This window comes from Pseudomonas sp. UTLPPB19802 (assembly GCF_059730225.1).
Genome location: NZ_AP048545.1, coordinates 1423210 through 1449767 on the forward strand (window position 1 = coordinate 1423210; position 26558 = coordinate 1449767).

Below are 26558 nucleotides of genomic sequence, written 5' to 3' on the forward strand. Positions count from 1 at the left end.
AGTATCGTCGATTCGTTGAGTTGTGATGCTTTATGACGAGTCTTATGTGCATTTTGTAGTGATCGGGCTGGCTCTTTCGCGGATAAATCCGGCTCCCACAGTTTTCCGGCGCTCACGGGACTGGGTGTCACCGCGACACCTTACTGGGAGCCGGATTTACCGAGGTGTCGGACCGCCGCGAAGGGGCCCAGAAATCTTTCAGACTGTTCCGGCCTCTTGCTAAACCGGCTGCCCGCGATCCACCTTGCTACTGAGAATGATCGAGGTCGTGGTTTTCTCCACGCCTTCGACACTGCCAATCTGGTCGAGCAACTGATCCAACTGTTCCGGTGAGTCACTACGCAGCCATGCCACGTAGTCGAATTCGCCACTCACCGCGCAGAGCTGCTGGATCTGTGCCATGGCACTGAGCTTGCGCACCACATCCTTGCCGGAGCGTGGTTGTACCGTGATCCCGACGTAAGCCTGCAATCCGCCATCGACCACCCGCTGACCCAGGCGTACGCCGTAGCCGGTGATCACCTTGGCCTTCTCCAGGCGCGCCAGGCGCGAGGTCACTGTCGTGCGGGCAATGCCCAGGTTCCGAGCAAGCAGCGCCACGCTTTCACGGGCATTGATCTGCAAGGCGGCGATCAGTTGGCGATCGATGTCGTCGAGGGCGATGCTGCGGCTGTCGTGCAAGATGGGGCTCCAGTTGGGTGTGAGCCGAATAAATTGTCTATTCGGCTCACGGATTGAGCCGATTGTGGGAGCTATACGGTTTATCGTCCAGTTACGAAAACGCCGAACTCATGCGGCCTCGACTACAAGGCAGGGAGTGGTGGCTTCCAGCTTCCTGAACGGCGGTTCACCGGAGCCAGAAATGCAAAAGCCGCGCAATGCGCGGCTTTCAAAGGTGGTGGGCCCACACGGACTCGAACCGTGGACCAAAGGATTATGAGTCCTCTGCTCTAACCGACTGAGCTATAGGCCCTCAGTTGGCCGCGAATTATAACGACGGTTTCTCTCCTGTGCTATCCGAAAACTCCGAAAGCGTCATGTGAAGAAAGGTGGCGGCAAATTCGTCGGCCGACAGCGGCAGGCTGACGATGTAGCCCTGGATCTGTTCGCAGCCTTCGGCAGCAAGGAATTCCTGTTGCGCCAGGTTCTCCACGCCCTCGGCGATCACCGTGAATTGCATGCTGCGGCCCAGGGCGATGATGGCGCGGACGATGGCGGCGTCGTGGGGGTCATCCGGCAGGCCGCGGACAAACGACTGGTCGATCTTGAGTACATCCAGCGGCAGGCGCTTGAGGTAGCTCAACGATGAATAACCGGTACCGAAGTCGTCGATGGCCAACTGCACACCCAGGCGCTTGAGTTGGTGCAGCACCTCCAGGGCTTCTTCGGTCTGGCTCATGATGAAATTTTCGGTGATTTCCAGTTGCAGGCGTTCCGGGCGCAGATGGTTGTCTTTCAACAGTTGTTCGATACGCGCCAGCAGGTTCGGCTGGCGCAGTTGTGCGCCGGCGAGGTTGACCGACAGCGCGCCGAAGTCGCCGTAACGGGCGGTCCAGCGTTGCATCTGGCGGCAGGCGCGCTCCAGGACCCAGTCGCCGAGTTGCAGGATCATGCCGTTGTCTTCCGCCAGCGGGATGAAGTGTTCGGGGGGGACGTCGCCGAAGGTTGGATTGCGCCAGCGGATCAGTGCCTCGGCGCCCAGCAGGTTGCCGGTCTCGAGGCTGATCTTGGGCTGGTAGTAGAGCTGCAGCTCCTGGCGTTCTATGGCGCGGCGCAGTTCGTGCTCCAGCGCTACCCGTTCGCTGGCCTGGGCGGTGAGGTCCCGAGTATAGCTTTCGACCCGGTTGCGGCCCTTGGCCTTGGAGCGGTACATCGCCGCATCGGCGTTCTTGACCAGGGTGGCGACGTCGTTGCCATCCCTGGGGTAGAGGCTGGTGCCGATGCTGGCGCTGATGAAGAACTCGTGTTCGCCGGCCTGGAACGGAGCACCGAAACAGTCCAGCAGCTTGTTGGCCAGGTGTTCGGCATCACTGGGTTGATGCAGGCCTGGCAATAGGATGATGAATTCGTCGCCACCCAGCCGGGCCACGGTGTCGATATCCCGCAACTGTTCCTTCAGGCGCTGGGCAATGCCCTTGAGCAGCAGGTCGCCCACCGGATGACCAAGGCTGTCGTTGATATGCTTGAAACGGTCCAGGTCCAGGAACAGCACCGCGCCCTGGCCGCCATTCTGCTGTTGGTTGTTCAGCGCTGCCTGTAGCCGGCTTTCGAACAGGGTACGGTTGGGCAGGCCGGTCAATGGGTCGTGGTGGGCCTGGTAGTCGAGTCGGGCCTGGGCATGCTTGAGGCTGGAGATGTCGGCGAACACGGCGACGAAATGGGTGATGATCCTGTCGCGGTTGCGCACGGCGCTGATGGTCAGCCAACTGGGATAGAGCTCGCCGTTCTTGCGCCGGTTGTAGATTTCGCCCTGCCAGTGGCCGTCGGCGCTCAACTGGTGCCACATGGCAACGTAGAAGGCGCTGTCATGCTGGCCTGAAGCAAGCAGGCGCGGCGTGTTGCCCAAGGCCTCGGTTTCGCTGTAGCCGGTGATTTCGGTGAAGGCTCGGTTGACCGCGCTGATGTGTTGCTGGGTATCGGTGATCAGCACCCCCTCGGCGGTGCTTTCGAAGACCGTGGCGGCCTGTTGCAGCTTTTCCTGCATCAGGTGGCGTTCGGTGATATCTCGGGCGATGGTCAGCATGCAATCCTCACCGCCGATGAGCAGTGGCCGGCTGGAGACTTCGCAGAGACGCACCTGTCCATCGCTGCGGCGGATATGGCAGGTGAAGTCGCGGACGAAGCCGTCGCGCTGCAGCACTTCGAGCATGTGCTTGCGTTCGTTGAGGTTGACCCACAGGCCCAGGTCCAGGGCCGTGTGATCCAGCGAACTGGCGCTGTTGTAGCCGGTCAGGCGGCTGAATCCATCGTTGACCTCCATCAGCAGGCCGTCGCGCTGGCGACTCAGGAGCATGCCGTCCGGTGAGGCATGGAAGGCCTTGGCGAACTTTTCCTCGGAGGTCTGCAGTTGCTGTTGGGTTTCCTTGAGCCGGTTGATGTCACGCACCACGACCACGAGTGCAGGGGTGGTGTCGAGTTCGAACACTTCAGCGGAAATCAGCCCGGTGAACAGTTGTCCGTTGCTGCGGCGGAACAGCATTTCCAGGTTGCGGATGTTGCCACCTTGCAAGCGCTGCAGGAGGCCCGGCCCAACCCCTTCGATGCCCCAGATATTGAGCTCGGTGGCTGTCCGACCGACGACCTGTGTAGCGTTCAGGCCGATCTGTGCCTCGAACGCTTCATTGACTTCCAGCAGGCAGCCATCGCAAAGCCGGGCGATCACCAGGATGTCCGGGCATTGCTGGAAAACCGAGGCGAATTTCTGTTCCGACAGACGCAGCGCCTCTTCGGTGTGTTTGGTTTCGCTGATGTCGATCATCAGGCCGCGGATGAGCAGTTCATCGCCCTGTTCGATCAGGCTGACGATATCGCGGACCCAAAGGGTTCGGCCGTCGGCGGCGATGACCCGGTAGTCGAGGCTGTGGTCACGACCGGCCAGCACCTCATGGTCGAAGAAGGCGTGGGCACGGGTCAGGTCGGCGGGATGGGTGATGCTGCGCCAGAAGCCCGGCACTAGCCAGTGCGCCATTGGATAACCGAGCAGGGCTTCGGCGTGGGGCGATACGTAGGTGTAGCTGTAGTCGCTCATTCGCGCTTCCCAGGCAATCGCCGAGAGGCTCTCCACCAGGCCACGGTAGTGGTACTCGCTGCTGCGCAGTTCCTGCTCGAGGGCTACCCGCCTGGAAATTTCCGAACTCAGGCGCCGATTGATGCGGATCACCACGGCCAGCACGGTGACCAGCAGCAGGACGCCCGGCAGGCCGTAGAGCAGGATATCGGCCCAGTCGGAGGGGGTAGCCAATACGTTGCCAACCCAGTGCTTCTGGATGGCATCGATTTCCGCAGGGCTCATGTCGGCCATGACCTTGTCGATGATCCCCGCCAGGATTTTCTGGCCCTGCGGCACCCCCATTGCCAGTTGGTAGCGGTAGGGCGTTTCGCCGCTGACATACAGACCGTCGAGCTTGAGTTCGCGCTGGCTCCAGACGGTGGAGGCGAGGTCGCCGACCACCGCATCGACCTCGTCGGTGGCCAGGGCCTGAAGGGTCGAACTGACGTTGGGCAGGGCAACCAGGTTCAGGTCGGGATGGTGGGTGCGCAGCAACTCGTGAGGGGCATAGTTTTCGGTTACGGCGACTTTCAGGCCATACAGCTCGCGCAGGTTACGCGGCTTGGCACCTCCCTCATGGGCGAGGATGACGATCGGGAAGTCCAGGTAAGGGCGGGTGAATGCCAGGTAGGCCTGGCGCTCGGGGGTGGACATGACGCCGGGTAACAGGTCGAGCTGATTGTTGCGTGCCTGTTGCAGCACAGTGCTCCAGCTCATGGGCTCGGCGGGGGTAAGCTGGATGCCCAGGCGTTTTTCCACCAGGGCAATGTAGTCGGCAGACAGTCCGTGGTGGCGTCCGTCTTCGTCGCGAAACTCGAATGGCGGCCAGGAAGAATCAATGCCCAGGCGCAGGTCCGGGTGGGCTGCAAGCCAGCTACGTTCCTCTTCGGTGAGACTCAACGCGCCAGCCGTTGCGGTCCAGGTGAGCAGCGACAGCAGTAGCAGGGCTGGCAGTCTGGGCATAACGGTCTCGTTATGGCACGGGGATTGATTCGAGTGTAGACGGGCTGTGGGGGAGGGAGGAGGCTTTTGTGCCCCCCTGAAAAGCAAAACCCCCGGCAGGCCGGGGGTTGTGTTTATCACTCGTCGAGGAACGAACGCAGATGTTCGCTTCGCGTCGGGTGACGCAGCTTGCGCAGCGCCTTGGCTTCGATCTGGCGAATCCGCTCACGGGTTACATCGAACTGCTTGCCGACTTCCTCGAGGGTGTGGTCGGTATTCATGTCGATGCCGAAACGCATCCGCAGTACCTTGGCTTCACGGGCAGTGAGGCCGGACAGCACTTCGCGGGTGGCTTCCTTGAGGCTCTCAACGGTGGCGACATCGATTGGCGACTGCATGGTCGAATCTTCGATGAAGTCGCCCAGATGGGAGTCTTCGTCATCACCGATCGGGGTCTCCATGGAGATCGGCTCCTTGGCGATCTTCAATACCTTGCGGATCTTGTCCTCAGGCATTTCCATGCGTTCGCCCAGCTCTTCCGGCGTCGGTTCGCGACCCATTTCCTGCAGCATCTGCCGGGAAATACGGTTGAGCTTGTTGATCGTCTCGATCATGTGCACCGGAATACGGATGGTGCGGGCCTGGTCGGCGATCGAGCGAGTGATCGCCTGACGGATCCACCAGGTGGCATAGGTCGAGAACTTGTAGCCGCGACGGTATTCGAACTTGTCCACCGCCTTCATCAGGCCGATGTTGCCTTCCTGGATCAGGTCGAGGAACTGCAGGCCGCGGTTGGTGTACTTCTTGGCAATGGAGATCACCAGACGCAGGTTGGCCTCAACCATCTCTTTCTTCGCGCGGCGGGCCTTGGCCTCGCCGATCGACATGCGACGGTTGATTTCCTTGATCTCGGCGATCGTCAGGCCGGTTTCGGCCTCGAGTGCAGTCAACTTCTGCTGGCAACGGATAATGTCCGGCTGCAGGCGGCCGATGGCCTCGGCGTACTTGCTCTTGCCCTTGGCCAGGGCGTCGGTCCAGCTTTCATCGATTTCGTTGCCCGGGAACTGGCGCAGGAAATCGGCACGCGGCATGCGGGCATCACGCACACACAGCTGCATGATGGCGCGTTCTTGCTGGCGCAGACGATCCAGGGCACTGCGAACACGCTCGACCAGGACTTCGAACTGCTTGGGAACCAGCTTGATCGGCATGAACAGCTCGGCCAGGAGCAGCAGTTCGGCAATGGCCGCCTTGTTGCTGCGACCGTGCTTTTTCAGGGCCTTGCGAGTGACTTCCAGCTGATCGGCGACGGCACCGAAACGTTGGGCTGCAACGACTGGATCCGGACCGCTTTCGGCCTCTTCCTCGTCGTCACCGCCTTCGGATTCTTCGTCATCGTCGTCGTTTTCGTTCTCCTTGCCGGACTTGGCATCGACCGGTGGTGGAACCTCGGCGGCAGGCGGCGCGATGCCGTCGTCCGGGTCGATGTAGCCACTGAGAACGTCGGACAGGCGGCCACCTTCGCTGGTGACGCGATTGTATTCGTCGAGGATGTAGTCAACCGTGCCAGGGAAGTGCGCGATTGCGCCCATCACTTCACGGATGCCTTCCTCGATACGCTTGGCGATTTCGATTTCGCCTTCACGTGTGAGCAGCTCTACCGTGCCCATTTCGCGCATGTACATGCGCACCGGGTCGGTAGTGCGACCGATGTCGGTTTCCACGGCCGCCAGCGCCGCCGCTGCTTCTTCGGCAGCGGCTTCGTCTGTATCGGCTTCGGCCAACAAAAGGGCATCCGCATCCGGAGCACTCTCGAATACGTTGATCCCCATGTCGTTGATCATGCGGATGATGTCTTCCACCTGTTCCGGATCTGAAATATCCTCCGGCAGGTGGTCGTTGACCTCCGCGTAAGTCAGGTAACCCTGCTCACGACCACGGCTGATCAACTCTTTGAGGCGAGACTGCTGTTGCGCTTTTCCGGACATAACACCCTATCCACTGAAGGTCTTGGCGGGCAAAAAACAAGCCGAGGATTATACCTGAGCTATGACCTCACGCGCCAGTTGAGGTCGGGTTTGATGCAGGAACATCGCGTTTGAGCAATTCGAGCAGCAGGGATTTTTCCTCGCTGCTCAAGTCGCTCTGGCGCGATTTCCTGAGAAGTGTTTCCAGCTTTCGCTCGCGCTGGCGGGCTGACAAGCTAGTTATGGTGTCGAAAAACTGTTGTTCAAGGTTTTCTCCGTCGATCAGCCACTCCTTTTCCGCCAGGCGGGTCAGCAACCGGCCCTGTTCGGTACCGTGCCAACGGGAAAGCATCTGAATTGAGCTTAGCTTAGGATTCTTCTGTACGGCTTCAAGCAGGGCCACCAGCAGTTGGGTCGTGCTGTTGTCCTCATCCGCGAAGTGACCGGCGGTCTCGACCTTGCCGGCCAGTTGCGGGTGATGGATGAGCGTGCGCACCGCCGATTGTATGGGGGGTTCGACGGGCGCCGGCACTCGCGGGGCACGTGGCTGTTCGCGATCGCCGCCGCGCTTGCCGTTCTTGTCCCATGGCTTCTTGTCCCATTTCTTGCCGCCGCCACCGGATTTTTTCGGTGTCCATTCCTGCTGCTGGGGGGCGTAGGCCTCCTGCTGCTGGTGGTAGTCCGAGTAGTCCGAATGATCCGCGTAGTCCGGGGTGAAGCCGTAGTCGATGCCCTGGTCGTAGCTCGGCGGTATCTCCGCAGGAGCGCTCTGGGCCAACTGGTTGACCGTTTCGTTGCTCAGGCCGGTGATTTCCGTCAGCCGCTGGCGCATCAGGATGCGCAGGTTGGCACCGGGCACCTTGTCGATCAGCGGTGCGGCGAGGGTGGCCATGTGGGCCTTGCCCTCCAGCGAGCGCGGGTCGGCTTCTTCCGTCAATTGCTGGAAGAAATAGTCGGCCAGCGGCTGGGCGTGCTGGTTGATCCGGGCGCGGAAGGCGTCGGTGCCCTCGGCGCGGATCAGGGTATCGGGGTCTTCGCCTTCCGGCAGGAACAGGAAGCGCGCGCGGCGGCCGTCCTGCAGGCTGCTCAGGGTCGCTTCCAGTGCGCGCCAGGCGGCGTTGCGGCCGGCCTGGTCGCCGTCGAAGCAGAACAGCACGTTGGGCACCACTCGGAACAGGCGTTTCATGTGTTCTTCGCTGGTCGCGGTGCCCAGGGTCGCCACGGCGTTGCGCAGGCCTTGCTGGGCCAGGGCGATGACGTCCATGTAGCCCTCGACGACGATGATCTCGTCGAGATTGCGGTTGTTCTTGCGCGCCTCGAACAGGCCGTAGAGTTCCTGGCCCTTGTGGAACACCGGGGTTTCCGGGGAGTTCAGGTATTTGGGCTTGTCGTCGCCGAGTACCCGGCCACCGAAGGCGATGATGCGTCCGCGGGTGTCGCGGATGGGGAACATCACGCGATCGCGGAAGCGGTCGTAGCGCTTGCCGGTTTCGGCGTTCTCGATCAGCAGGCCGGCGTCGATCATGGCTTTCTGTTGCAGCGTGTCGCTGGACAGGTGCTTGAACAGGTTGTCCCAACCGGGTGGGGCAAAGCCCAGGCCGAAGTCGCGGGCGATCTCGCCGGTCAGGCCGCGGCCCTTGAGGTAATCCACGGCGGCCTTGCGCGCCGGGTGGCTCTTGAGCGCCTGGCGGTAGAAGTCGGCAGCAGCGGTCAGCAGCGGATAGAGCGGCGAGTCGGTCGGCTGGCGGGGTTTGCGTCCGCGGCCGTTGTCTCTTTCCTCGCGGGGGATTTCCATGCCGGCGGCTTTCGCCAGTTCCTCGACGGCCTGGGGAAAGTCCAGGTTGTCGTGGTCCATGATGAAGCCGAGGGCGTTACCCCCGGCGCCGCAGCCGAAGCAGTAGTAGAACTGCTTGTCCGGACTGACGCTGAAGGACGGGGTCTTTTCCTTGTGGAACGGGCAGCAGGCGGTGTAGTTCTTGCCGGCCTTTTTCATTTGCACGCGCGAACTGACCACATCGACGATGTCGGTACGGTTCAGCAGGTCGTCAATGAAGCTCTGGGGTATCAGCCCGGCCATGGCGTTCTCGTCGTCGCTGCGCTGCTAGAAAATCCCGAAAGGGCCTGTCGACGTAGGCATGCAGGTCAGTTCACTGCGCGACCGTTCGTCGTCTGCTCAATCATCGTCGGGAAGTGTATCTGTCGAAACTGGCGGACCTTGAATAGCGCGGTCTTCCAGGTTTCGATTTGTACAATGTCGCTGTCGGGCCCGCTAGAGGTCAAGGTGACCACGGAATTGCCCGCAAGCTGGAAAGGGTGTGCTCGCCAGTAGCCTTGGAAGGCTCGTCAGTAAAGACGTGCACCGCTGGCTATAAGCCAGTTCTGACGTGGTGAAGCGGGTTTGTCTGGGCCGCATCAGCGGCTTCGACAGTGAAGCATCAAGCGATATCCGCAAATGCCATTAGCCCGGCTGAGGGCCGGGCTTGGCAGAAGCTTGCAGCGAACGTCTGTGTATTAGTACAGACGAACGGCGCGGCGCTGTTCGCGCTGAACTTTCTTGGCGTGACGCTTAACAGCAGCAGCTGCCTTGCGCTTACGCTCGGAAGTTGGCTTCTCGTAAAATTCGCGGCTACGAACTTCAGCCAGAACACCGGCTTTTTCGCAGGAGCGCTTGAAACGACGCAGAGCTACGTCGAAGGGTTCGTTCTCTTTAACTTTGACGGCTGGCATCCAGAGCTACCTTCATTCATTACCGGGGGAGATGTCCTCAGGCAAAGCGCACTGGAGATCATCGGTTTTTAAGGGTTGCGGATGTTAACCCCTCGGGACGCGGAATGCAAAGCCTCTGATCGAAAACCGCTGGTCGGGCCGGGGAGTGACGACTATCATGCGCGCCTTCGAATTCAGCCTCAGGGCGCAAACCCATGCTAGTACTGGGATTAGAAACCTCTTGCGACGAGACCGGCGTCGCGCTGTACGACAGTGAGCGCGGACTCCTGGCCGATGCACTGTTCAGCCAGATCGACCTGCACCGGGCCTATGGTGGCGTGGTGCCGGAGCTGGCTTCGCGCGATCACGTCAAGCGCATGCTGCCGTTGATTCGCCAGGTGTTGGCCGAGGCCGACTGTGCGCCGACCGAGATCGATGCGATCGCCTATACCGCAGGCCCCGGCCTGGTCGGTGCCTTGCTGGTCGGCGCCTCGTGTGCCCAGGCCTTGGCCTTTGCCTGGGATATTCCGGCCTTGGGCGTACATCATATGGAAGGTCACCTGCTGGCGCCAATGCTCGAAGAGCAACCGCCGCAGTTTCCTTTCGTCGCCTTGCTGGTCTCGGGTGGCCACACGCAGTTGGTGCAGGTCGAAGGTATCGGCCAGTACAGCGTGCTGGGCGAAAGCCTGGATGATGCTGCCGGCGAAGCCTTCGACAAGACCGCCAAGCTGATCGGCCTGAATTACCCGGGTGGTCCGGAAATCGCTCGGCTGGCCGAGCAGGGCGTGCCCGGTCGCTTCGTGTTTCCCCGGCCGATGTGTGATCGTCCCGGCCTGGAATTCAGCTTCAGCGGCCTGAAGACCTTTGCCCTCAATACCTGGCAGCAGTGCGTCAGCGCTGGAGACGACGGTGAGCAAACCCGTTGCGACATCTCGCTGGCCTTCCAGCAGGCGGTGGTGGAGACTCTGACCTTTAAATGCAAGCGTGCATTGAAGCAGACCGGCATGAGACGTTTGGTGATCGCTGGCGGCGTCAGCGCCAACAAGGCCTTGCGTTTGTCCCTGGAAAAGATGCTCGGTGACATGAAGGGCGAGGTGTTCTATGCGCGTCCGAGATTCTGTACCGATAATGGCGCGATGATCGCCTTTGCCGGTTGCCAGCGCCTGCAGGCCGGGCAGAAGGAGAGTCTGGCAATCAGCGTGCAGGCCCGTTGGCCGATGGAACAGCTGCCACCGCTTTGAGTGGTGGCCTATCGGCGACTTGCAGGCGTTTCACGGGCCGTATCAGAAATGCCGTTCGCGGCCGGCAAAGAGGTCGCGTAGATTGCCACGGTGGCGCCACACGATCAGGCCGGTCAGCACGCTCATCGGCAGCAGCGCTGCCGGTTCCTGCCAGGCTAGCAGCGGCAGAGTCAAGGGTGTGGCGATCAAGGCGGCCAGCGAACTGGTGCGCGTGAGGTAGAAGGTCAGTATCCAGGTGGCGATGGCCAGCAGGGCGGCGGGCGGGTAAAGCCCCAGCAGCATGCCGGCAGCTGTCGCGACACCCTTGCCGCCGCGAAAGCGGAAGTACAGGGGAAACAGATGGCCGAGAACGGCGCAGACGCCGATCCAGGCCTGTTGTTGCAGCGTCAGGCCGGCGAGTCCGGCGATCAGTACCGGCAGCAGGCCTTTGAGCAGGTCGCCGAGCAGAGTCAGGATCGCCAGTTTCTTGCCGGCCAGGCGTAGCATGTTGGTGGCGCCGGCATTGCCCGAGCCACTCATTCGCGGATCCGGCGTTCCGGTCAGGCGGCTGAGCAAAATGGCGAAGGACAGCGAGCCGAGCAGGTAGGCGAGAATCGCCAGTAACCAAAACATGCTAACTATTCCGGGCGAGGACGCCCTGATTCTAACGGCGCATTGCGCCCTTGTCGTGCTGCGGAGAAGAGTGCTTGGACAGAGTGTTTATCGAAGGCCTGGAAGTCGACACGGTGATCGGTGCCTACGACTGGGAGCGCGGCATCAGGCAGTGCCTGCGCCTTGACCTCAGTTTCGCCTGGGATAATCGCCCGGCCGCAGCGGGAGACGACCTGACCCTGGCGCTCGACTATGCCAGCGTATCGACGCGTATCCAGGCCTTTGCCGAGCAGTCGCAGTTCCAGTTGGTGGAAACCTTTGCCGAGCGCCTGGCCGAAGTGCTCATGAGCGAGTTCCAGATTCCCTGGCTGCACCTCAAGTTGACCAAGCCTGGGGCCGTTGCGGCGGCCAGGGGCGTGGGCGTGGAGATCGAGCGCGGATGTCGCTAACTCAGGTTTATCTCGGGCTCGGCAGTAACATCGAGCGCGAAACCCATTTGTGCGCAGGCCTGGATGCCCTGGCCGGCTTTTTGTCGGATATGCATTGCTCGGCGGTGTTCGAGAGCCAGCCGGTAGGGATCAAGAGCGGACCGTTCTTCAATCTGGTGGTGTCGGGGTACACCGACTTGCCGCTGATGGAGCTGGATCGGCGATTGAAGTTCATTGAGGCAGACAACGGCCGTTATGCGCCGGATCGCAAGGGGTTGCCACTGGATATCGACGTTCTGCTCTATGGCGAGCAGGTGGGGAATTTCGACGGGCTGATCCTGCCTAGGGCGGAAGTCCTTAAAAATGCCTTCGTGTTGTGGCCATTGTCGTTGATTGCGCCACAAAAGCTGCATCCTGAAGCCGGGAAGAGTTTTGCAACCTTGTGGAGTGAGGCGCGGATCGATCAGGTGCTGGCTCCCGTTGCGTTCGAATGGCGCGGGGAGCCGTTGACGCCAACGGCGTTGCTCGGTGGGAGCCGGCTTGCTGGCGATCAACCGCAGGCGGCCATTCAATGAGATAGGTGAGCCTGATACGCCGCTATGGCCAGCAAGCCGGCTCCCACATCGCCTTCAGAGTACTTTCAGGCGGTGTGTTTTGCCTTGTAGGCCTTGAGGGCATTCAGGCGTTCGCGCCGGAGTGCTTCGCCCAGTTCAGCTCCCTTGAAGCCTTTTTCGACCAGCGGCTGGACCGCTACGGCCTTGGCCGCTAGCGCCGCGCCGCGCAGGTAGGCTGCTTGTGGGTAGTCCCGCTGTTCCAGCCCCTTGCGACCACGGGCGTCCATTTCGCAGGCTGCGATGAACTCCTCGAAACGTTGCGGACGGCGATAGACGTCGAAGCTCTGCAGCAACTCCAGCAAGGTCGAAGCCTTCAGTTCCAGGGCGCGGTGGCTGTGGGTGTGGTACTCGCCGACGAGCAGGGCCAGTTCCTGGCAATCGCGGGGCACCTTGTAGCGTTCGTTGACGGCCTTGATCAGGTCCAGGCCCCTGGCCTCGTGGGCAATGTGCCTCGGCCACTCTTCTTCAGGGGTGAGTCCCTTGCCCAGGTCGTGCAGCAGGCAGGCCCAGCGTACGGTCAGTGGTTGCTGGTGGTGCGCGGCCTGCTCCAGCACGCTCAGGGTGTGCAGGCCCGTATCGATCTCCGGATGGTGAGCGGCAGGCTGCGGGATACCGAACAGGGCGTCCAGTTCGGGAAACAGTACCGCCAAAGCGCCACATTCACGCAGGACCTGAATGAACACCTGTGGCTGTTCCTCCATCAGAGCTCGGGAGATTTCCTTCCAACTGCGTTCGGGTGTCAACGCCTCCAGTTCTCCGGACTCCGCCAATTGGCGCATCAGTGCCAGTGTTTGTGGCGCGACCCTGAACCCGAGGCTGGCATAACGAGCGGCGAAGCGGGCAACCCGCAAAACGCGCAGCGGATCTTCGGCGAACGCCGGTGAAACATGACGTAAAACGCGGTTTTCGAGATCCTCCTGGCCGTGATAGGGATCGGTCAGCGTGCCGTGGTCATCTTCGGCCATGGCGTTGATCGTCAAGTCGCGACGGATCAGGTCCTCTTCAAGGGTGACCTCGGGACTGGCGTGGAAGGTAAAGCCGCCATAGCCACGGCCACTTTTGCGTTCGGTGCGGGCCAGGGCGTATTCCTCGCCGCTCCTGGGGTGGAGAAATACCGGGAAGTCGGCTCCCACCGGGCGAAAACCCTTGGCGAGCATTTCTTCGCTGGTGGTGCCGACCACGACCCAGTCGATATCAGTGACGGGGCGGCCGAGCAAGCGATCACGGACCGCGCCGCCGACTTTATAGATTTGCATGAAAAACCTCCGTTAGCCAGACAGGATAACCTGTGTTGTCCGCCAACGGAGGGGTCTGCAACTCAGAGGTGGACCACGGCCATGTCCAGTCGACCGTATTCGCTCTCGCTGCTCTCGCCTTTGGGTGGCACGTGGTGGGTCTTCATGATCTGGTCGCCTTGCAGGGTCTCCAAGTGAATGTCGAAGCCCCACAGGCGATGCAGGTGCTTGAGCACTTCCTCGGTCGAGTCGCCCAGGGGTTTGCGGTCGTGTTGTTGATGGCGCAGGGTCAGCGAACGATCACCGCGGCGATCGATGCTCCAGATCTGCACGTTGGGTTCGCGGTTGCCGAGGTTGTATTGCGCCGCGAGGGTCTCCCGGATGGTCCGATAGCCGCTTTCGTCATGGATGGCAGGGACCAGCAGGTCGTCGCGTTGATCATCGTCGAGAATGCTGAACAGCTTCAGGTCGCGGATCACCTTGGGCGACAGGTACTGCAGGATGAAGCTCTCGTCTTTGAAGCTGCTCATGGCGAACTTGATGCTCGACAGCCAGTCGCTGCCGGCCAGTTCAGGGAACCAGCGGCGATCCTCCTCGGTAGGCTCCTCGCACATCCGACGAATGTCCCGGTACATTGCGAAGCCCAGGGCGTAGGGGTTGATGCCGCTGTAGTAGGGGCTGTCGAAGCCGGGCTGGAACACTACGCTGGTGTGGGAGGTGAGGAACTCCATCATGAAGCCGTCGGTGACCAGCCCTTCATCGTAGAGATCGTTCATCAGGGTGTAATGCCAGAACGTCGCCCAGCCTTCGTTCATGACCTGGGTCTGGCGCTGTGGGTAGAAATACTGGGCGATCTTGCGCACGATCCGCACGACCTCCCGCTGCCAGGGCTCCAGCAGCGGCGCATGCTTCTCGATGAAGTAGAGGATGTTTTCCTGGGGCTCGGAAGGGAAGCGGGCGTTGTCCTTCTCGCTGAATTTATCCGCGCCCTTGGGGATGGTTCGCCACAGGTCGTTGATCTGCTTCTGCAGGTGTTCTTCACGGTCTTTCTGTCGACGCCGCTCCTCTTCCGCGGAGATTGGGTAGGGGCGCTTGTAGCGGTCGACGCCATAGTTCATCAGGGCATGGCAGGAGTCGAGCAGATCCTCGACCGCATCGATGCCGTGGCGTTCCTCGCATTGGGTGATGTACTGCTTGGCGAAGACCAGGTAATCGATGATCGAACTGGCATCGGTCCAGGTGCGGAACAGGTAGTTGCCCTTGAAGAAGCTGTTATGCCCATAGCAGGCGTGGGCCACCACCAGCGCCTGCATGCAGATGGTGTTTTCTTCCATCAGGTAGGCGATACAGGGATCGGAGTTGATCACGATTTCGTAGGCCAGGCCCATCTGCCCACGACTGTAGGATTTTTCGGTGCTGAGGAAGTGCTTGCCGTAGGACCAGTGATGGTAGCCAAGGGGCATGCCCACCGAGGCGTAGGCATCCATCATCTGCTCCGCGGTGATCACTTCGATCTGGTTGGGGTAGGTATCCAGCGCGTAGCGCTCGGCGATACGACTGATCTCGCGGTCGTAGGCCTGGATCAGTTCGAAGGTCCATTCCGAGCCGGTGGAAAGGGGTTGGCGTTTGGGCTGTTTCTGCTCTCTGGCGGTCATGTCACTAACCTGCGCTGGAAGAGTTCACGGAAGACCGGATAGATATCGCCGGCCGACACCAGCTGCTGCTGGGCAAAGGTATCGCTGAACGCCTCGCTGATGCGTTCGTATTCGTACCACAGGGCCTGATGTTCGCGCGGGGTGATCTCCACATAAGTGTAGTACTGCACGAATGGCATGATCTGGTTGATCAGGATGTCGCGGCAGATCGGCGAATCGTCGTTCCAGTTGTCGCCGTCCGAAGCCTGGGCGGCGTAGATGTTCCATTCGTTGGTCGGATAGCGTTCGGCCATGATTTCCTGCATCAGCTTCAGGGCGCTGGAAACGATGGTGCCGCCGGTTTCCCGTGAGTAGAAGAACTCCTCCTCGTCGACCTCCCGGGCGCTGGTGTGATGGCGGATGAACACCACTTCGATCTTGTCGTAGTTACGCTTGAGAAACAGGTACAGCAGGATGAAGAAGCGCTTGGCGATGTCCTTGGTCGCCTGGGTCATCGAGCCGGATACGTCCATCAGGCAGAACATCACCGCCTTGGAACTCGGGTTGGGCTGCTTGACCAGCAGGTTGTACTTGAGGTCGAAGGTGTCGAGAAACGGTACACGGTGAATCCGCGCGCTGAGTTTTTCGATTTCTGCTTCGATCTCCTGAATATCGCCGAAGTTATCCGGCTCTTCGCGCTTGAGTCGCTCCAGCTCAGCCTTGACCTCCTTCAGCTTTGCCCGGCTGCTGCCGGAGAGGGCGATTCTTCGTGCGTGGGCCGAGCGCAGGGTACGGATGATGTTGATGCGCGAGGGATTGCCCTCGTTGCTGATCCCGGCGCGAACGGTCTTGTAGGTGTCGGTGCCGGTGAGGTTGCGCTTGACCAGGTTCGGCAGTTCCAGGTCCTCGAACATGAATTCGAGAAATTCTTCCTGGGTGATCTGGAAGACGAATTCATCCATGCCTTCGCCGGAGTTGCCGGCCTTGCCGGGGCCGCGACCACCGCCTCCCCCTTGGGGCCGGGGAATGTGTTCGCCGCTGGTGAATTCCTTGTTGCCCGGATGCACCACGGTCTGCTTGCCGCCACGCCCGTGGTGCAGCACGGGTTCGTCGATATCCCGGCCGGGAATGCTGATCTGCTCGCCGTGCTCCATGTCGGTGATGGAACGGCGGCTAACGGCCTCCTCGACCGCCTTCTTGATATGGTCACGATAGCGCCGCAGGAAGCGCTGGCGGTTCACCGTGCTCTTGTTCTTGCCATTGAGGCGTCGGTCGATCACATAGCTCATGGGGGAGCCCTCCGGGCAGCTTCAAGTTACAAGCTTCCAGCACCGGGCTGGAAACTCGGGGACAAGCGGTCGGCTGCGCCGGTCGTCGACACGCCGGTTGACGTGTCGACGACCTGCAGCCTGACGCTTGCAGCTGCCGTTACTGCGACTTGCGAACCCGCAGGTACCACTCGGAGAGCAGGCGTACCTGTTTGTCGGTGTAGCCGCGTTCGACCATGCGCGTGACGAAGTCGTTGTGCTTCTGTTGATCCTCTTTGCTGGCCTTGGCGTTGAAGCTGATGACGGGCAGCAGGTCCTCGGTGTTGGAGAACATTTTCTTCTCGATCACCACCCGCAGCTTCTCGTAGCTGAGCCAGGTCGGGTTCTTGCCGTTGTTGTTGGCCCGGGCGCGCAATACGAAGTTGACGATTTCGTTGCGGAAATCCTTCGGATTGCTGATGCCGGCCGGTTTTTCGATCTTTTCCAGTTCCTCGTTGAGGGCGACTCGATTGAGGATTTCGCCGGTTTCCGGGTCGCGGTATTCCTGGTCCTGGATCCAGAAGTCGGCGTACAGCACGTAGCGATCGAAAATGTTCTGGCCGTACTCGCTGTAGGATTCCAGGTAGGCGGTCTGGATTTCCTTGCCGATGAATTCGATATAGCGCGGTGCCAGGTATTCCTTGAGGTAGCGCAGGTAGCGCTCGCGGGTTTCGGCCTGGAACTGTTCCTGTTCGATCTGCTGTTCCAGTACATAGAGCAGGTGTACCGGGTTGGCGGCGATCTCGTGAGGGTCGAAGTTGAACACTTTCGACAGGATCTTGAACGCGAAGCGGGTCGACAGGCCGTTCATGCCTTCATCGACGCCGGCGGAGTCGCGGTATTCCTGGATCGACTTGGCCTTGGGATCGGTGTCCTTGAGGTTTTCCCCGTCATACACCCGCATTTTCGAGTAGATGTTCGAGTTTTCCGGTTCCTTGAGGCGCGACAGGACGGTGAATTGGGCGAGCATCTTCAGGGTGTCGGGCGCGCAATGAGCCTTGGACAGCGAGCTGTTGTGCAGCAGCTTGTCGTAGATCTTCACCTCGTCGCTGACCCTCAGGCAGTACGGGACCTTGACGATGTAGATCCGGTCGATGAACGCCTCGTTGTTCTTGTTGTTGCGGAAGGTGTGCCATTCCGATTCGTTGGAGTGGGCCAGCAGCACGCCAGTGAACGGAATTGCGCCCAGGCCCTCGGTGCTGTTGTAGTTGCCTTCCTGGGTGGCGGTCAGCAGTGGGTGCAGCACCTTGATCGGTGCCTTGAACATCTCGACGAATTCCATCAGGCCCTGGTTGGCCCGGCACAGCGCGCCCGAGTAGCTGTAGGCGTCGGCGTCGTTCTGCGGGAACTCCTCCAGCTTGCGGATATCGACCTTGCCCACCAGCGCGGAGATATCCTGGTTGTTCTCGTCGCCGGGTTCGGTCTTGGCCACGGCGATCTGGTTGAGGATCGAGGGGTATAGCTTGACCACCCGGAACTGGCTGATGTCGCCGCCGAATTCGGCCAGGCGCTTGGTCGCCCAGGGCGACATGATGGTGTTCAGGTAGCGCCGTGGAATGCCGAAGTCTTCCTCGAGAATCGCGGCGTCTTCGGTGGCGTTGAACAGGCCCAGCGGCGATTCGAAGACCGGCGAGCCTTTGATGGCGTAGAAGGGTACCTTCTCGATCAGTTGTTTCAGCTTCTCCGCCAGGGAGGACTTGCCACCGCCTACCGGGCCGAGCAGATAAAGAATCTGTTTCTTTTCTTCCAGGCCTTGGGCGGCATGGCGGAAATACGAGACGATCTGGTCGATGCATTCTTCCATGCCGTGGAAGTCTTCAAAGGCCGGATAGCGACGTATCACCTTGTTGGAGAAAATGCGCGACAACCGAGAGTTGGTGGACGTATCCAGCAGTTCGGGTTCGCCGATTGCCAGTAGCATCCTTTCGGCTGCCGAGGCGTAGGCGCTACGATCCTTTTTGCACAGCTCGAGATACTCCTGCAGCGTGAGTTCTTCCTGCCGTGTGGATTCGAAGCGTTGTTGGAAATGGCTGAATATGCTCATGACGTCACCTCGCTCGATACTTGGAGCCGGTGTCGGATCAGTCAGTCAAGTGCTGGCACGCAACGGTAGAGCCGTTGCCGTTTACCCCCCAGAACACCTTCAAGGCAGCGATGGCCCTGAAAATTACTACCGATGACCCGTACGCCGGTGTACCGGCTCTCCCCTGATTTGGATGGCCTCGGACTTAAGGATAGTTCGGAATCAGGGAGGTCAAGGCGGGATACGCAATTAGTTGCGCTTTACCGTTCGTCAGGAAATGCTCTAGCCCGCGGTTCATGCGGGCTGGAGCAGAAGAAAAAAATTATTCGGAAATATCCTGAGCGATTTCCGCAGGATAGGTCGTACGCCACAGCTCGAAGCCGCCATCCAGGCTGTAGACCTCGGAGAAACCCTGGCCGACCAGGTAGGCTGCCGCACTCTGGCTGGAGTTGCCGTGATAGCAGCACACCACCAGTGGCTTATCGAGGTCGGCGCTGGTAATGAAGTCGTGCAGCGAATGGTTGTCCAAGTGCTTCGACCCGGTGATGTGGTTCAGGGCAAACGCCTGCGGATCGCGGATGTCGACCACCACGGCACCTTGCTCGCGCAGGGCCTGGGCTTGTTCGGGGGGGATACGTTTGAATTCGCTCATCATGGGCTCCGGTCTGGGGCGTGTAGGTCTTGGGGGTCAGCGATAGAGCCAGGCGCGGAATCGCTCGGCCAGGGTCGGCGGGGGGGCGACTCCACCCTGGCTGTCGCATTTGCAGTCCAGGCGCTCGCCGGTGTCGACGTTCATCAGGGTCATGGCTCCGCCCCAGACACAGCCAGTGTCGAGGGCGAAGATGCCTGGCTCGTCACATTGGCCTTCAAGTGCCGCCCAATGGCCGAAGATGATCTTCAGGCCCCGGGTCTTGCGCTCCTTGAAGCTGAACCAGGGCGCATAGCCGGCCGGCGCGGTATCGGCGCCTTCCTTGCCCTTGAGGTCGAGCTTGCCTTCGGCGGTGCAGAAGCGCATGCGGGTGAAATAGTTGGTGATCACCCGCAGGCGCGTGACGCCCTCCAGGTCACCATCCCACTTGTTCGGCTCGTTGCCGTACATGCCGGCCAGGAACACCGGGTACTGCTGGTCGTCGCGCAGAGCGGCTTCGACTTCCGCGGCAAGCTTGAGGGCCTTCTTGAGCGACCACTGCGGCGGTATGCCCGCATGGACCAGGGCGACGTTGCGCTCCGGGTCGTGATGCAGCAGCTTCTGCTGGCGCAACCAGCCGAGCAGTTCGGCGGCATCGGGGGCTTCGAGGATTTCGCGCAGCGTGTCGCTTTTCTTCAGGCGCTCGACGTTCTGTGCAGCGGCCAGCAGGTGCAGGTCGTGGTTGCCGAGCACGCAGACCAGCGAGTCGCGCAGGCGATAGAGGTAACGCAAGGTTTCCAGGGATTGCGGGCCGCGGTTGACCAGGTCGCCGACCAGCCACAGACGATCACTGGCGGGATCGAAGCCGACCCGTTCGAGCAGGCACTTGAGTGGCTCCAGGCAGCCTTGCAGGTCGCCGACGGCGTACACTGCCATCAGTGCAGCGCCCCAGGTACGGCAAGGCGGAACGGGGCAATGATGGCTTCGAAGTGCTGGCCATCCTCGGCCAGCATCTGGTAGCTGCCGTGCATGTTGCCGACCTTGGTCGTCATGACCGTGCCGCTGCTGTAGGTATGGCTTTCCCCGGCTTCGATCAGTGGTTGTTGACCCACCACGCCGGAGCCCCGGACTTCCTCCACATGACCATCGCCGTCGGTGATCACCCAGTGACGGGAAAGCAGCCGGGCGGGGAGTTGGCCGTTGTTCTGCACGGTAATGGTGTAGGCAAAGGCGAAGCGGTTCTGTTCGGGCTGGGATTGTTCAGCAAGGAACCGGGTGACGACGCTGACGTCGACCTGATAGCGAGGATCGGACATGCGAGAGGCCTTGGAAACAAAAGCGAAAGACGCGACTGGTGGCACTCAGTCTAGGTCAAGTGCCGGGTAGTAGGCCAGACGTGGTCGTCGGCGCAGTACCCGGGCGCGATGAGTTGGGTTGTCAGTCGGTTGCCGGCTGCTCGATGGACTGCTCGCTGAGCTTGTCGGCCAGGCGCACGAAGGCTGCCAGGTCCAGCTGTTCCGGGCGCAGGCCGCCATCGACGCCGGCAGCTTCGATCTCGGCGCTGCTGAGCAGTGCCTTGAGCGTATTGCGCAGGGTCTTGCGACGCTGGTTGAAGGCTTCGCGAACGATGCGTTCGAGCAGGCGGTGGTCCTTGGCCGGGTGTGGCAGCACCGCATGCGGTACCAGGCGGACAATTGCCGAGTCGACCTTGGGCGGAGGATTGAATGCACCAGGACCGACATTGAACAGGTGTTCCACGCGGCAATGATACTGGACCATGATCGATAGGCGACCCCAGTCGCCGCCGCCCGGTCCTGCTGCCAGGCGCTCGACGACCTCTTTCTGCAGCATGAAGTGCATGTCGCGGATCAGGTGGGCATTGCCCAGCAGGTGGAAAATCAGCGGCGTGGAAATGTTATAGGGCAGGTTGCCGACTACCCGTAGGCTGTTCGGCGCGGCATTCAGCGTGGTGAAGTCGAACTTCAGCGCATCACCCTGATGCAGCCGGAAGTTCGGTTTGTTGGCGAACTGCTGGTTGAGGATCGGGACCAGGTCCTTGTCCAGTTCCACCACGTCCAGTTGCGCGCCGCTGCTCAGCAGTCCTTCGGTCAGGGCACCCTGTCCTGGGCCGATTTCCAGCATGCGGTCTTCGGATTTGGCGTGGATGGACCGCAGGATGCGATCGATCACACCGGCATCGTGCAGGAAGTTCTGGCCGAAGCGCTTGCGCGCCCGGTGTTGGTATTGCTCGCTCATAAACGGGTCTCGGCCATCTGGTAGGCGGTTTCCAGGGCGACCTGCAGGCTGCCGGTCTCGACTTTGCCGCTGCCAGCCAGATCCAGGGCGGTGCCGTGGTCGACCGAAGTGCGGATGATCGGCAAGCCCAGGGTCACATTGACTGCCGCGCCGAAGCCTTTGTATTTCAGTACGGGCAGGCCCTGGTCGTGGTACATCGCCAGCACTGCATCGCAATGCTCCAGATATTTGGGGGTAAACAGAGTGTCGGCGGGCAACGGACCGCGCAGGTCCATGCCGTCGCTGCGCAGACGCTCCAGGGTGGGTTCGATGACGTCGATCTCTTCGTGGCCCAGATGGCCGCCCTCGCCGGCGTGGGGATTGAGCCCGCACACCAGGATTCGCGGCTGGGCGATTCCGAATTTTTCCTTGAGATCGGCGTGCAGGATTCGTGTGACGCGCTCCAGTCGCTGTGGAGTAATCGCGTCGGCGACCTGGCGCAGCGGCAGGTGCGTGGTGACCAGCGCCACTCGCAGTCCGCGGGTGGCGAGCATCATGACCACCTGGCTGGTATGGGTCAGGTCGGCGAGGAACTCCGTGTGCCCGGAAAAGGCGATGCCGGAGTCGTTGATCACGCCCTTGTGGACCGGGGCGGTGATCATGCCGGCGAAATCGCCGCTGAGGCAGCCTTCACCCGCGCGAGTCAGGGTTTCAAGGACAAAGGCCGCGTTGGCCTTGTCCAGTTGCCCAGGCACCACCGCTGCCGCCAGTGGCGTATCCCAGACATAGAGGCTGCCTGCGGGAGCCGCATGCTCGGGCCAGCTGTCCGGACCTACCGGCAGCAGGTCGACGGCCACCGCCAGTTGCGCGGCCCGCTCGGCGAGCAGGTCACGACTGGTGATGGCAATCAGGGGGTGGGGCTGTGGCTGCGAGGCCAGCAGCAGGCAAAGGTCTGGACCTATGCCCGCTGGTTCGCCGGGGGTCAGCGCGAAACGCTTGGGTTTCACTTGGCTGCCTGGTCTGCGCCAGGGAGCTTGATCTCGACATAGGCTTCGTCGCGGATCTGACGCAGCCAGGTTTGCAGCTCTTCATCGTACTTGCGGTTGCGCAGCACGGTCATGGCTTGTTGCTCACGAGCCTGATTGGTGCTGTCGGTGGCGCGACGACCGAGGACTTCCAGCACGTGCCAGCCGTATTGGGTCTTGAACGGCTTGGACAGTACGCCTTGCGGAGTCTTGGCCATCACTTCCTGGAATTCCGGGACCAGCACTTTCGGATCGATCCAGTTCAGGTCGCCGCCGTTGAGGGCCGACCCAGGGTCTTCCGAGAAGCTCTTGGCCAGGGTAGCGAAGTCCTCGCCACCCTGGATGCGCTCGTAGAGTTTCTGGGCCAGGGCCTGGGTTTCGGCTTCGCTGCGAATGGCGTTCGGCTTGATCAGGATGTGACGCACATGCACTTCGTCGCGCATCTGGGTCTCGCCGCCACGCTTGTCCAGGACCTTCAGGATGATGAAACCACCGGGTGCGCGGGCCGGTTCGGTGATATCGCCAACCGGCATGTTGCTGAGCATGTGGTCGAACGGCGGTGGCAGTTGTGCAGGCTTGCGCCAGCCCATGTCGCCGCCTTCCAGGGCGTTGTCGCTACCGGACTTGGCAATGGCCAACTGGGCAAAGTCGGCGCCTTGCTTGAGCTGCCGGTAAATGTCCTGGGCCTGGTTCGCCGCAGCCTGGATGGCTTGCGAGCTGGCGCTGTCCGGAGTGGCGATCAGGATGTTGGCCAGGTGCAGTTCTTCGGAGAGCTGCATCTTGCCCAGGTCCGAGGCGAGGAAGTTCTTCACTTCCTGTTCGGACACCTGCACCCGCTCTGCTACCCGGCGCTGACGCACGCGGCTGATAACCATCTCACGGCGGACCTGGTCACGGGCGTCCTCATAGGAGAGACCGTCGTGGGCCAGGGCGGCCTTGAACTGATCGATCGACATGTTGTTGCGCTGGGCAATGCTGCCGATGGCCTGGTTCAGTTCTTCGTCGGAAATGCGAATGCCGGAGCGTTCGCCGATCTGCAGCTGCAGGTTTTCGACGATCAGGCGGTCGAGGACCTGCTGGTCCAGGACGCTGCTGGGCGGCACGCCGCCGCCGCGCTTGGCAATGCTCTGCTGGACTTCATGGACACGCTGGTCCAGTTGGCTCTGCATGATCACGTCGTTGTCGACGATCGCCACGACATTGTCGAGCGGTTGTACCGCGGCGTGAACCGCGGCACTCAGGGCCAGCGCGCCCAGCATCAGCGGGCGCAGACAATCAGAAAGCTTGATCTTCACGTTCACGATAACCTTGGATGCCTTTGTCGAGGAAGGTTTCTACTTTCTGGCCAACAACGCCGCCCAGACCCTTCAGGACAATTTGGAGGAAGATGCCGCGGTCGCCTTTTTCGTTCTGCGGGGCTTCTTGACTGAACTCGTCATACTTGACCCAGTAACGGTTGATCAGGCGCAGTTTCCAGCAGCAGTTGTCGTACTCGAAACCACCAAAGGCTTCCAGCGTGCGGTTGCGGTTGTAGTCGTACTGCCAGCGGCTGATCAGGTTCCACTGCGGCAGCACCGGCCAGATGACCGAGAAGTCGTGCTGCTGGATCTTGTAGTAGTCCTTCACGTAGCCAGCGGTGCCCGGAGTGCCGTAGTCGCCACCGAATTGCCACTGGCCGGTGTTCTGGTTGTAGATGACCTGGTCGTTGCGATAGCGATAGCCGGCGTTGACCACCTTGTTTGGGTTGTCTTCAGGCTGATAGTGGAACATCGCACTGCCCGAGCGTGGGCTGTGGCTGTCCGGGTCCCAGTTGTAGTCGGCTGTCGCACGCCAGTCGCGGTTGAAGCGGTAGGCATATTCCAGAGCGTACGGCGAAACGTTGGCCTTGGCATCGTCACGGGTACGGTAGTCGACACCCGGCAGCTGGACGGTACGGTCCTTGAAGTACAGGGCCTGGCCGACGCTGATGCGTTGACGCTCGAAGCCGTTGTCTTCGATCCAGCGGCTGGTCACGCCCAGGGACAACTTGTTTTCATCGCCTACACGGTCAGAACCGGAGAAGCGGTTCTCGCGGAACAGCGAGGCGTAGTTGAAGCTGTATTCACCCGTATCGAAGACCGGGATGTCCTTCTGGTCTTTCTCTGGAACATAGAGATAGAACAGGCGCGGTTCCAGGGTCTGGCGATAGTGGGTGCCGAACATGCTGGTGTCGCGGTCGAAGTACAGGCCGCTGTCGATGCTTGCGATCGGTACGCCACGGCTTTGCGAGCTGTTGAAGGTCTCGCCGAGTGCTGAGGCATTGCCCGTATTGTTGACCAGGTCGTCCCGGCCCTTGGCGCCCAAGTCCAGGTCATATTTGGTGTACTGGTACTTGAGCGATGGCTTCACGTAGCCATAGGTCCAGTTAAGCGGCAGGCTGACACCGGGCTTCAGGTTCAGGCGATTGCCGTTTGCGCGGGCCAGGCCAACGACGTTGGTGTCCAGGCGCGGGGTGCCCACGGAGTTTCCGTCGGCATCGAACGGACCGCCATCCTTATCGAAATAATTGCCGTTTTCCAGGCTCCGCTCGAAGCGCACCGACTCAGTCTCGTAAGTGAAATCGAGACCTTCAGGGTGGTAAGGCAGTTCACCGTTGAAAGTGATCTGCGGCAGTCGGTTGTAAGGCGTGATGTTCGACACGCTGGCCATCTGGTAGGCCTGCAGGTTCAGCCTGGCAGTGAAGCTGTCACCGCGGTAGCTGACGGCCCCCTGCTGGTTGACGTAGGCACCGGCATCCTTGACGCCGACCTGGTCGCTGGTCAGGTCCTGGAAGTAGTAGGGGTCGCTGATCTTGGTGTAGTCGACCTCGGTCAGGACGCGCGAATCCAGGCCGCCCTTGTGTTGCCAGTTGAGCATGTAGCGGGTTTTTTCGGAGTCGGTCTGCTTCGAGCGATCATTGCTGTCGTCGTTCAGGTATGCGCCACCGAACTGACCTTCGCTGGACTCTGTCAGGTAGCGGAATTCGCCTTCCATCAGCAGGCCGCGCTTGGTCATGTAGCGCGGGTACAACGTGGCGTCGTAGTTCGGTGCCAGGTTGAAGTAGTAAGGCGTGACCAGCGTGAAGCCGTTATCGCTATCCGAACTGAAGCTCGGTGGCAGGAAGCCGGACTGACGACGGTTGTCGATCGGGAAGTAGATATACGGGGTGTACAGGACTGGGATGTCCTTGACACGCAGGGTCACGTTGGTCGCGGTACCGAAGCCGGTCGCCGGGTTCAGGGTGATGTTGTTGCCCTTGAGCTGCCAGGCGTTGCTGCTCGGTTCGCAGGTGGTGTACGTACCGTCCTTGAGGCGGATGATCGCGTTCTCGGCACGTTTGGCGTAGAGCGCGCTACCGCGTATGCGCGATTTGTGCAGAACGTACTCGGCGTTGTCGACCTTGGCTTCACCGGTGTCCAGCTGGACGTCGGCGTGATCGCCGACCAGCAGTGCGCCGTTGTCGCGTACCCGAACGTTGCCGCTCAGCTCGCCACGGTTTTCCGCCTGGTACAGGTTCGCTTCGTCGGCCTCGACTTGCATGCTGCCCTGGCGCATGACCACGTCACCGGCCAGGCTGGCGACCTGTTGTTCCTGCTCGTAGCGCGATGCCTTGGCACCGATGAAGGTCGGCGCATCATTTTTATTCGTCTTGTCATTCATGCCAGGACGAATCGGTTCGATATAGGCACCAGAGCAGTACGGTCCGGTCTCGGCCAACTGGGCAGGCGTCAGCTTCTCGCGGGGAACCCAGTCGAGGTGGCTGTAGTCGGCACTGCGGGACTTCAGGCCGCGGCCCTTGGCCTCGGTGACCAGCTTGGTCGCCGGTGCGCTGTCGCTGCCGGAACCGCTGTCTGCCGTGGCCTGGGAGGTGCCGCCGACCGAGCCGGCGTCATGCACCGGGCGCGGCGGCAATTGGGCTGTGGTCGACTTCGGCGCACAATTCCAGGCGCCCGAAGCGGAGGCTGAACAGTCATACTGTTCAGCAGCAACGACGAACGAAGTGGCCAGAGGTTGCATGGCCAGCAAACTGCCGGTAACCAGCAACGGAAACTTTCTACGAAACGCGGGGGATTTCAATGCCATCTTATTAGTCCGGGCTTCCTGCGTGCCATCTGCCCGCGGTAAGGGCCGCACGCCTATCGATGGTCTGAAAAAGATGCTGGATAATAAAGCATGACCCGCTTGACGGCTAGCG

20 protein-coding genes and 1 tRNA gene are annotated in these 26558 nt (G+C 61.0%); 3 read left to right on the forward strand and 18 right to left on the reverse strand.

Annotated features, from left to right (window positions below; translation table 11 throughout):
* Window positions 1-219 precede the first annotated feature (219 nt).
* The 6 genes from AC6I6U_RS06410 to rpsU all read right to left on the reverse strand — a co-directional run bounded on the left by AC6I6U_RS06410 (window position 220) and on the right by rpsU (window position 9405).
* Window positions 220-681 carry an Lrp/AsnC family transcriptional regulator gene (locus AC6I6U_RS06410; RefSeq protein ID WP_497881193.1) on the reverse strand — a complete coding sequence of 154 codons (462 nt, stop codon included), beginning with the start codon at window positions 679-681 and terminating at the stop codon, window positions 220-222.
* Between the two features lie 215 nt (window positions 682-896).
* Window positions 897-973 (reverse strand) — tRNA-Ile (locus AC6I6U_RS06415).
* A 15-nt stretch (window positions 974-988) separates the two neighbouring features.
* Window positions 989-4732, reverse strand: coding sequence for an EAL domain-containing protein (locus AC6I6U_RS06420; protein ID WP_497881194.1), 3744 nt, complete (start codon window positions 4730-4732; stop codon window positions 989-991).
* Window positions 4733-4848: 116 nt separating this feature from the next.
* Complete coding sequence (gene rpoD / locus AC6I6U_RS06425) at window positions 4849-6699, reverse strand: RNA polymerase sigma factor RpoD (RefSeq protein ID WP_497881195.1); 1851 nt, start codon at window positions 6697-6699, stop codon at window positions 4849-4851.
* Between the two features lie 67 nt (window positions 6700-6766).
* A complete protein-coding gene (gene dnaG / locus AC6I6U_RS06430) occupies window positions 6767-8755 on the reverse strand; it encodes a DNA primase (protein WP_497881196.1) in 1989 nt (662 codons plus the stop codon).
* Window positions 8756-9189: 434 nt separating this feature from the next.
* A complete protein-coding gene (rpsU, locus tag AC6I6U_RS06435; RefSeq protein ID WP_002551877.1) occupies window positions 9190-9405 on the reverse strand; it encodes a 30S ribosomal protein S21 in 216 nt (71 codons plus the stop codon).
* Window positions 9406-9599: 194 nt separating this feature from the next.
* Between rpsU and tsaD the strand changes: the two genes are divergently transcribed.
* Window positions 9600-10625, forward strand: coding sequence for a tRNA (adenosine(37)-N6)-threonylcarbamoyltransferase complex transferase subunit TsaD (gene tsaD / locus AC6I6U_RS06440; protein WP_497881197.1), 1026 nt, complete (start codon window positions 9600-9602; stop codon window positions 10623-10625).
* Window positions 10626-10667: 42 nt separating this feature from the next.
* Here the strand turns inward: tsaD and plsY are convergent, their stop codons facing one another.
* The gene (gene plsY / locus AC6I6U_RS06445) at window positions 10668-11237 is read right to left on the reverse strand and encodes a glycerol-3-phosphate 1-O-acyltransferase PlsY (protein ID WP_497881198.1); all 570 of its coding nucleotides are present in this window, start codon (window positions 11235-11237) and stop codon (window positions 10668-10670) included.
* 74 nt (window positions 11238-11311) lie between these two features.
* On the opposite strand from plsY, the gene folB reads away from it, so the two are divergent.
* Window positions 11312-11665, forward strand: a complete 354-nt coding sequence (gene folB / locus AC6I6U_RS06450; protein ID WP_054057027.1) for a dihydroneopterin aldolase — start codon at window positions 11312-11314, stop codon at window positions 11663-11665.
* On the forward strand, window positions 11656-12219 hold the full coding sequence (gene folK, locus AC6I6U_RS06455) for a 2-amino-4-hydroxy-6-hydroxymethyldihydropteridine diphosphokinase (RefSeq protein WP_497881199.1): 564 nt from the start codon (window positions 11656-11658) through the stop codon (window positions 12217-12219). Before folB ends, folK begins: the two co-directional genes overlap by 10 nt.
* A gap of 65 nt (window positions 12220-12284) precedes the next feature.
* Here the strand turns inward: folK and AC6I6U_RS06460 are convergent, their stop codons facing one another.
* The 11 genes from AC6I6U_RS06460 to AC6I6U_RS06510 form a co-directional block, all read right to left on the reverse strand.
* Window positions 12285-13514: a multifunctional CCA addition/repair protein gene (locus AC6I6U_RS06460; RefSeq protein ID WP_497881200.1), complete on the reverse strand. Its 1230-nt coding sequence runs from the start codon at window positions 13512-13514 to the stop codon at window positions 12285-12287.
* A 62-nt stretch (window positions 13515-13576) separates the two neighbouring features.
* Window positions 13577-15148 (reverse strand): SpoVR family protein, encoded by a 1572-nt coding sequence (locus AC6I6U_RS06465; RefSeq protein WP_497881201.1) that lies wholly within the window; start codon window positions 15146-15148, stop codon window positions 13577-13579.
* On the reverse strand, window positions 15145-16416 hold the full coding sequence (locus AC6I6U_RS06470) for a YeaH/YhbH family protein (protein ID WP_497881202.1): 1272 nt from the start codon (window positions 16414-16416) through the stop codon (window positions 15145-15147). The genes AC6I6U_RS06465 and AC6I6U_RS06470 overlap by 4 nt, the downstream gene beginning before the upstream one ends.
* A 139-nt stretch (window positions 16417-16555) precedes the next feature.
* Window positions 16556-18478, reverse strand: a complete 1923-nt coding sequence (locus tag AC6I6U_RS06475) for a PrkA family serine protein kinase (RefSeq protein ID WP_497881203.1) — start codon at window positions 18476-18478, stop codon at window positions 16556-16558.
* Between the two features lie 301 nt (window positions 18479-18779).
* On the reverse strand, window positions 18780-19109 hold the full coding sequence (gene glpE / locus AC6I6U_RS06480) for a thiosulfate sulfurtransferase GlpE (RefSeq protein WP_497881204.1): 330 nt from the start codon (window positions 19107-19109) through the stop codon (window positions 18780-18782).
* Window positions 19110-19145: 36 nt separating this feature from the next.
* Window positions 19146-20021 carry a symmetrical bis(5'-nucleosyl)-tetraphosphatase gene (locus tag AC6I6U_RS06485; RefSeq protein ID WP_497881205.1) on the reverse strand — a complete coding sequence of 292 codons (876 nt, stop codon included), beginning with the start codon at window positions 20019-20021 and terminating at the stop codon, window positions 19146-19148.
* The gene (apaG, locus tag AC6I6U_RS06490; RefSeq protein WP_497881206.1) at window positions 20021-20401 is read right to left on the reverse strand and encodes a Co2+/Mg2+ efflux facilitator ApaG/CorD; all 381 of its coding nucleotides are present in this window, start codon (window positions 20399-20401) and stop codon (window positions 20021-20023) included. The genes AC6I6U_RS06485 and apaG overlap by 1 nt, the downstream gene beginning before the upstream one ends.
* 121 nt (window positions 20402-20522) lie before the next feature.
* Window positions 20523-21341 carry a 16S rRNA (adenine(1518)-N(6)/adenine(1519)-N(6))-dimethyltransferase RsmA gene (gene rsmA / locus AC6I6U_RS06495; RefSeq protein ID WP_497881207.1) on the reverse strand — a complete coding sequence of 273 codons (819 nt, stop codon included), beginning with the start codon at window positions 21339-21341 and terminating at the stop codon, window positions 20523-20525.
* On the reverse strand, window positions 21338-22327 hold the full coding sequence (gene pdxA, locus AC6I6U_RS06500) for a 4-hydroxythreonine-4-phosphate dehydrogenase PdxA (RefSeq protein ID WP_497881208.1): 990 nt from the start codon (window positions 22325-22327) through the stop codon (window positions 21338-21340). The genes rsmA and pdxA overlap by 4 nt, the downstream gene beginning before the upstream one ends.
* Complete coding sequence (locus AC6I6U_RS06505) at window positions 22324-23646, reverse strand: peptidylprolyl isomerase (RefSeq protein ID WP_497881209.1); 1323 nt, start codon at window positions 23644-23646, stop codon at window positions 22324-22326. Before AC6I6U_RS06505 ends, pdxA begins: the two co-directional genes overlap by 4 nt.
* A complete protein-coding gene (locus AC6I6U_RS06510) occupies window positions 23621-26446 on the reverse strand; it encodes an LPS-assembly protein LptD (RefSeq protein ID WP_497881210.1) in 2826 nt (941 codons plus the stop codon). The genes AC6I6U_RS06505 and AC6I6U_RS06510 overlap by 26 nt, the downstream gene beginning before the upstream one ends.
* Window positions 26447-26558: the final 112 nt, after the last annotated feature.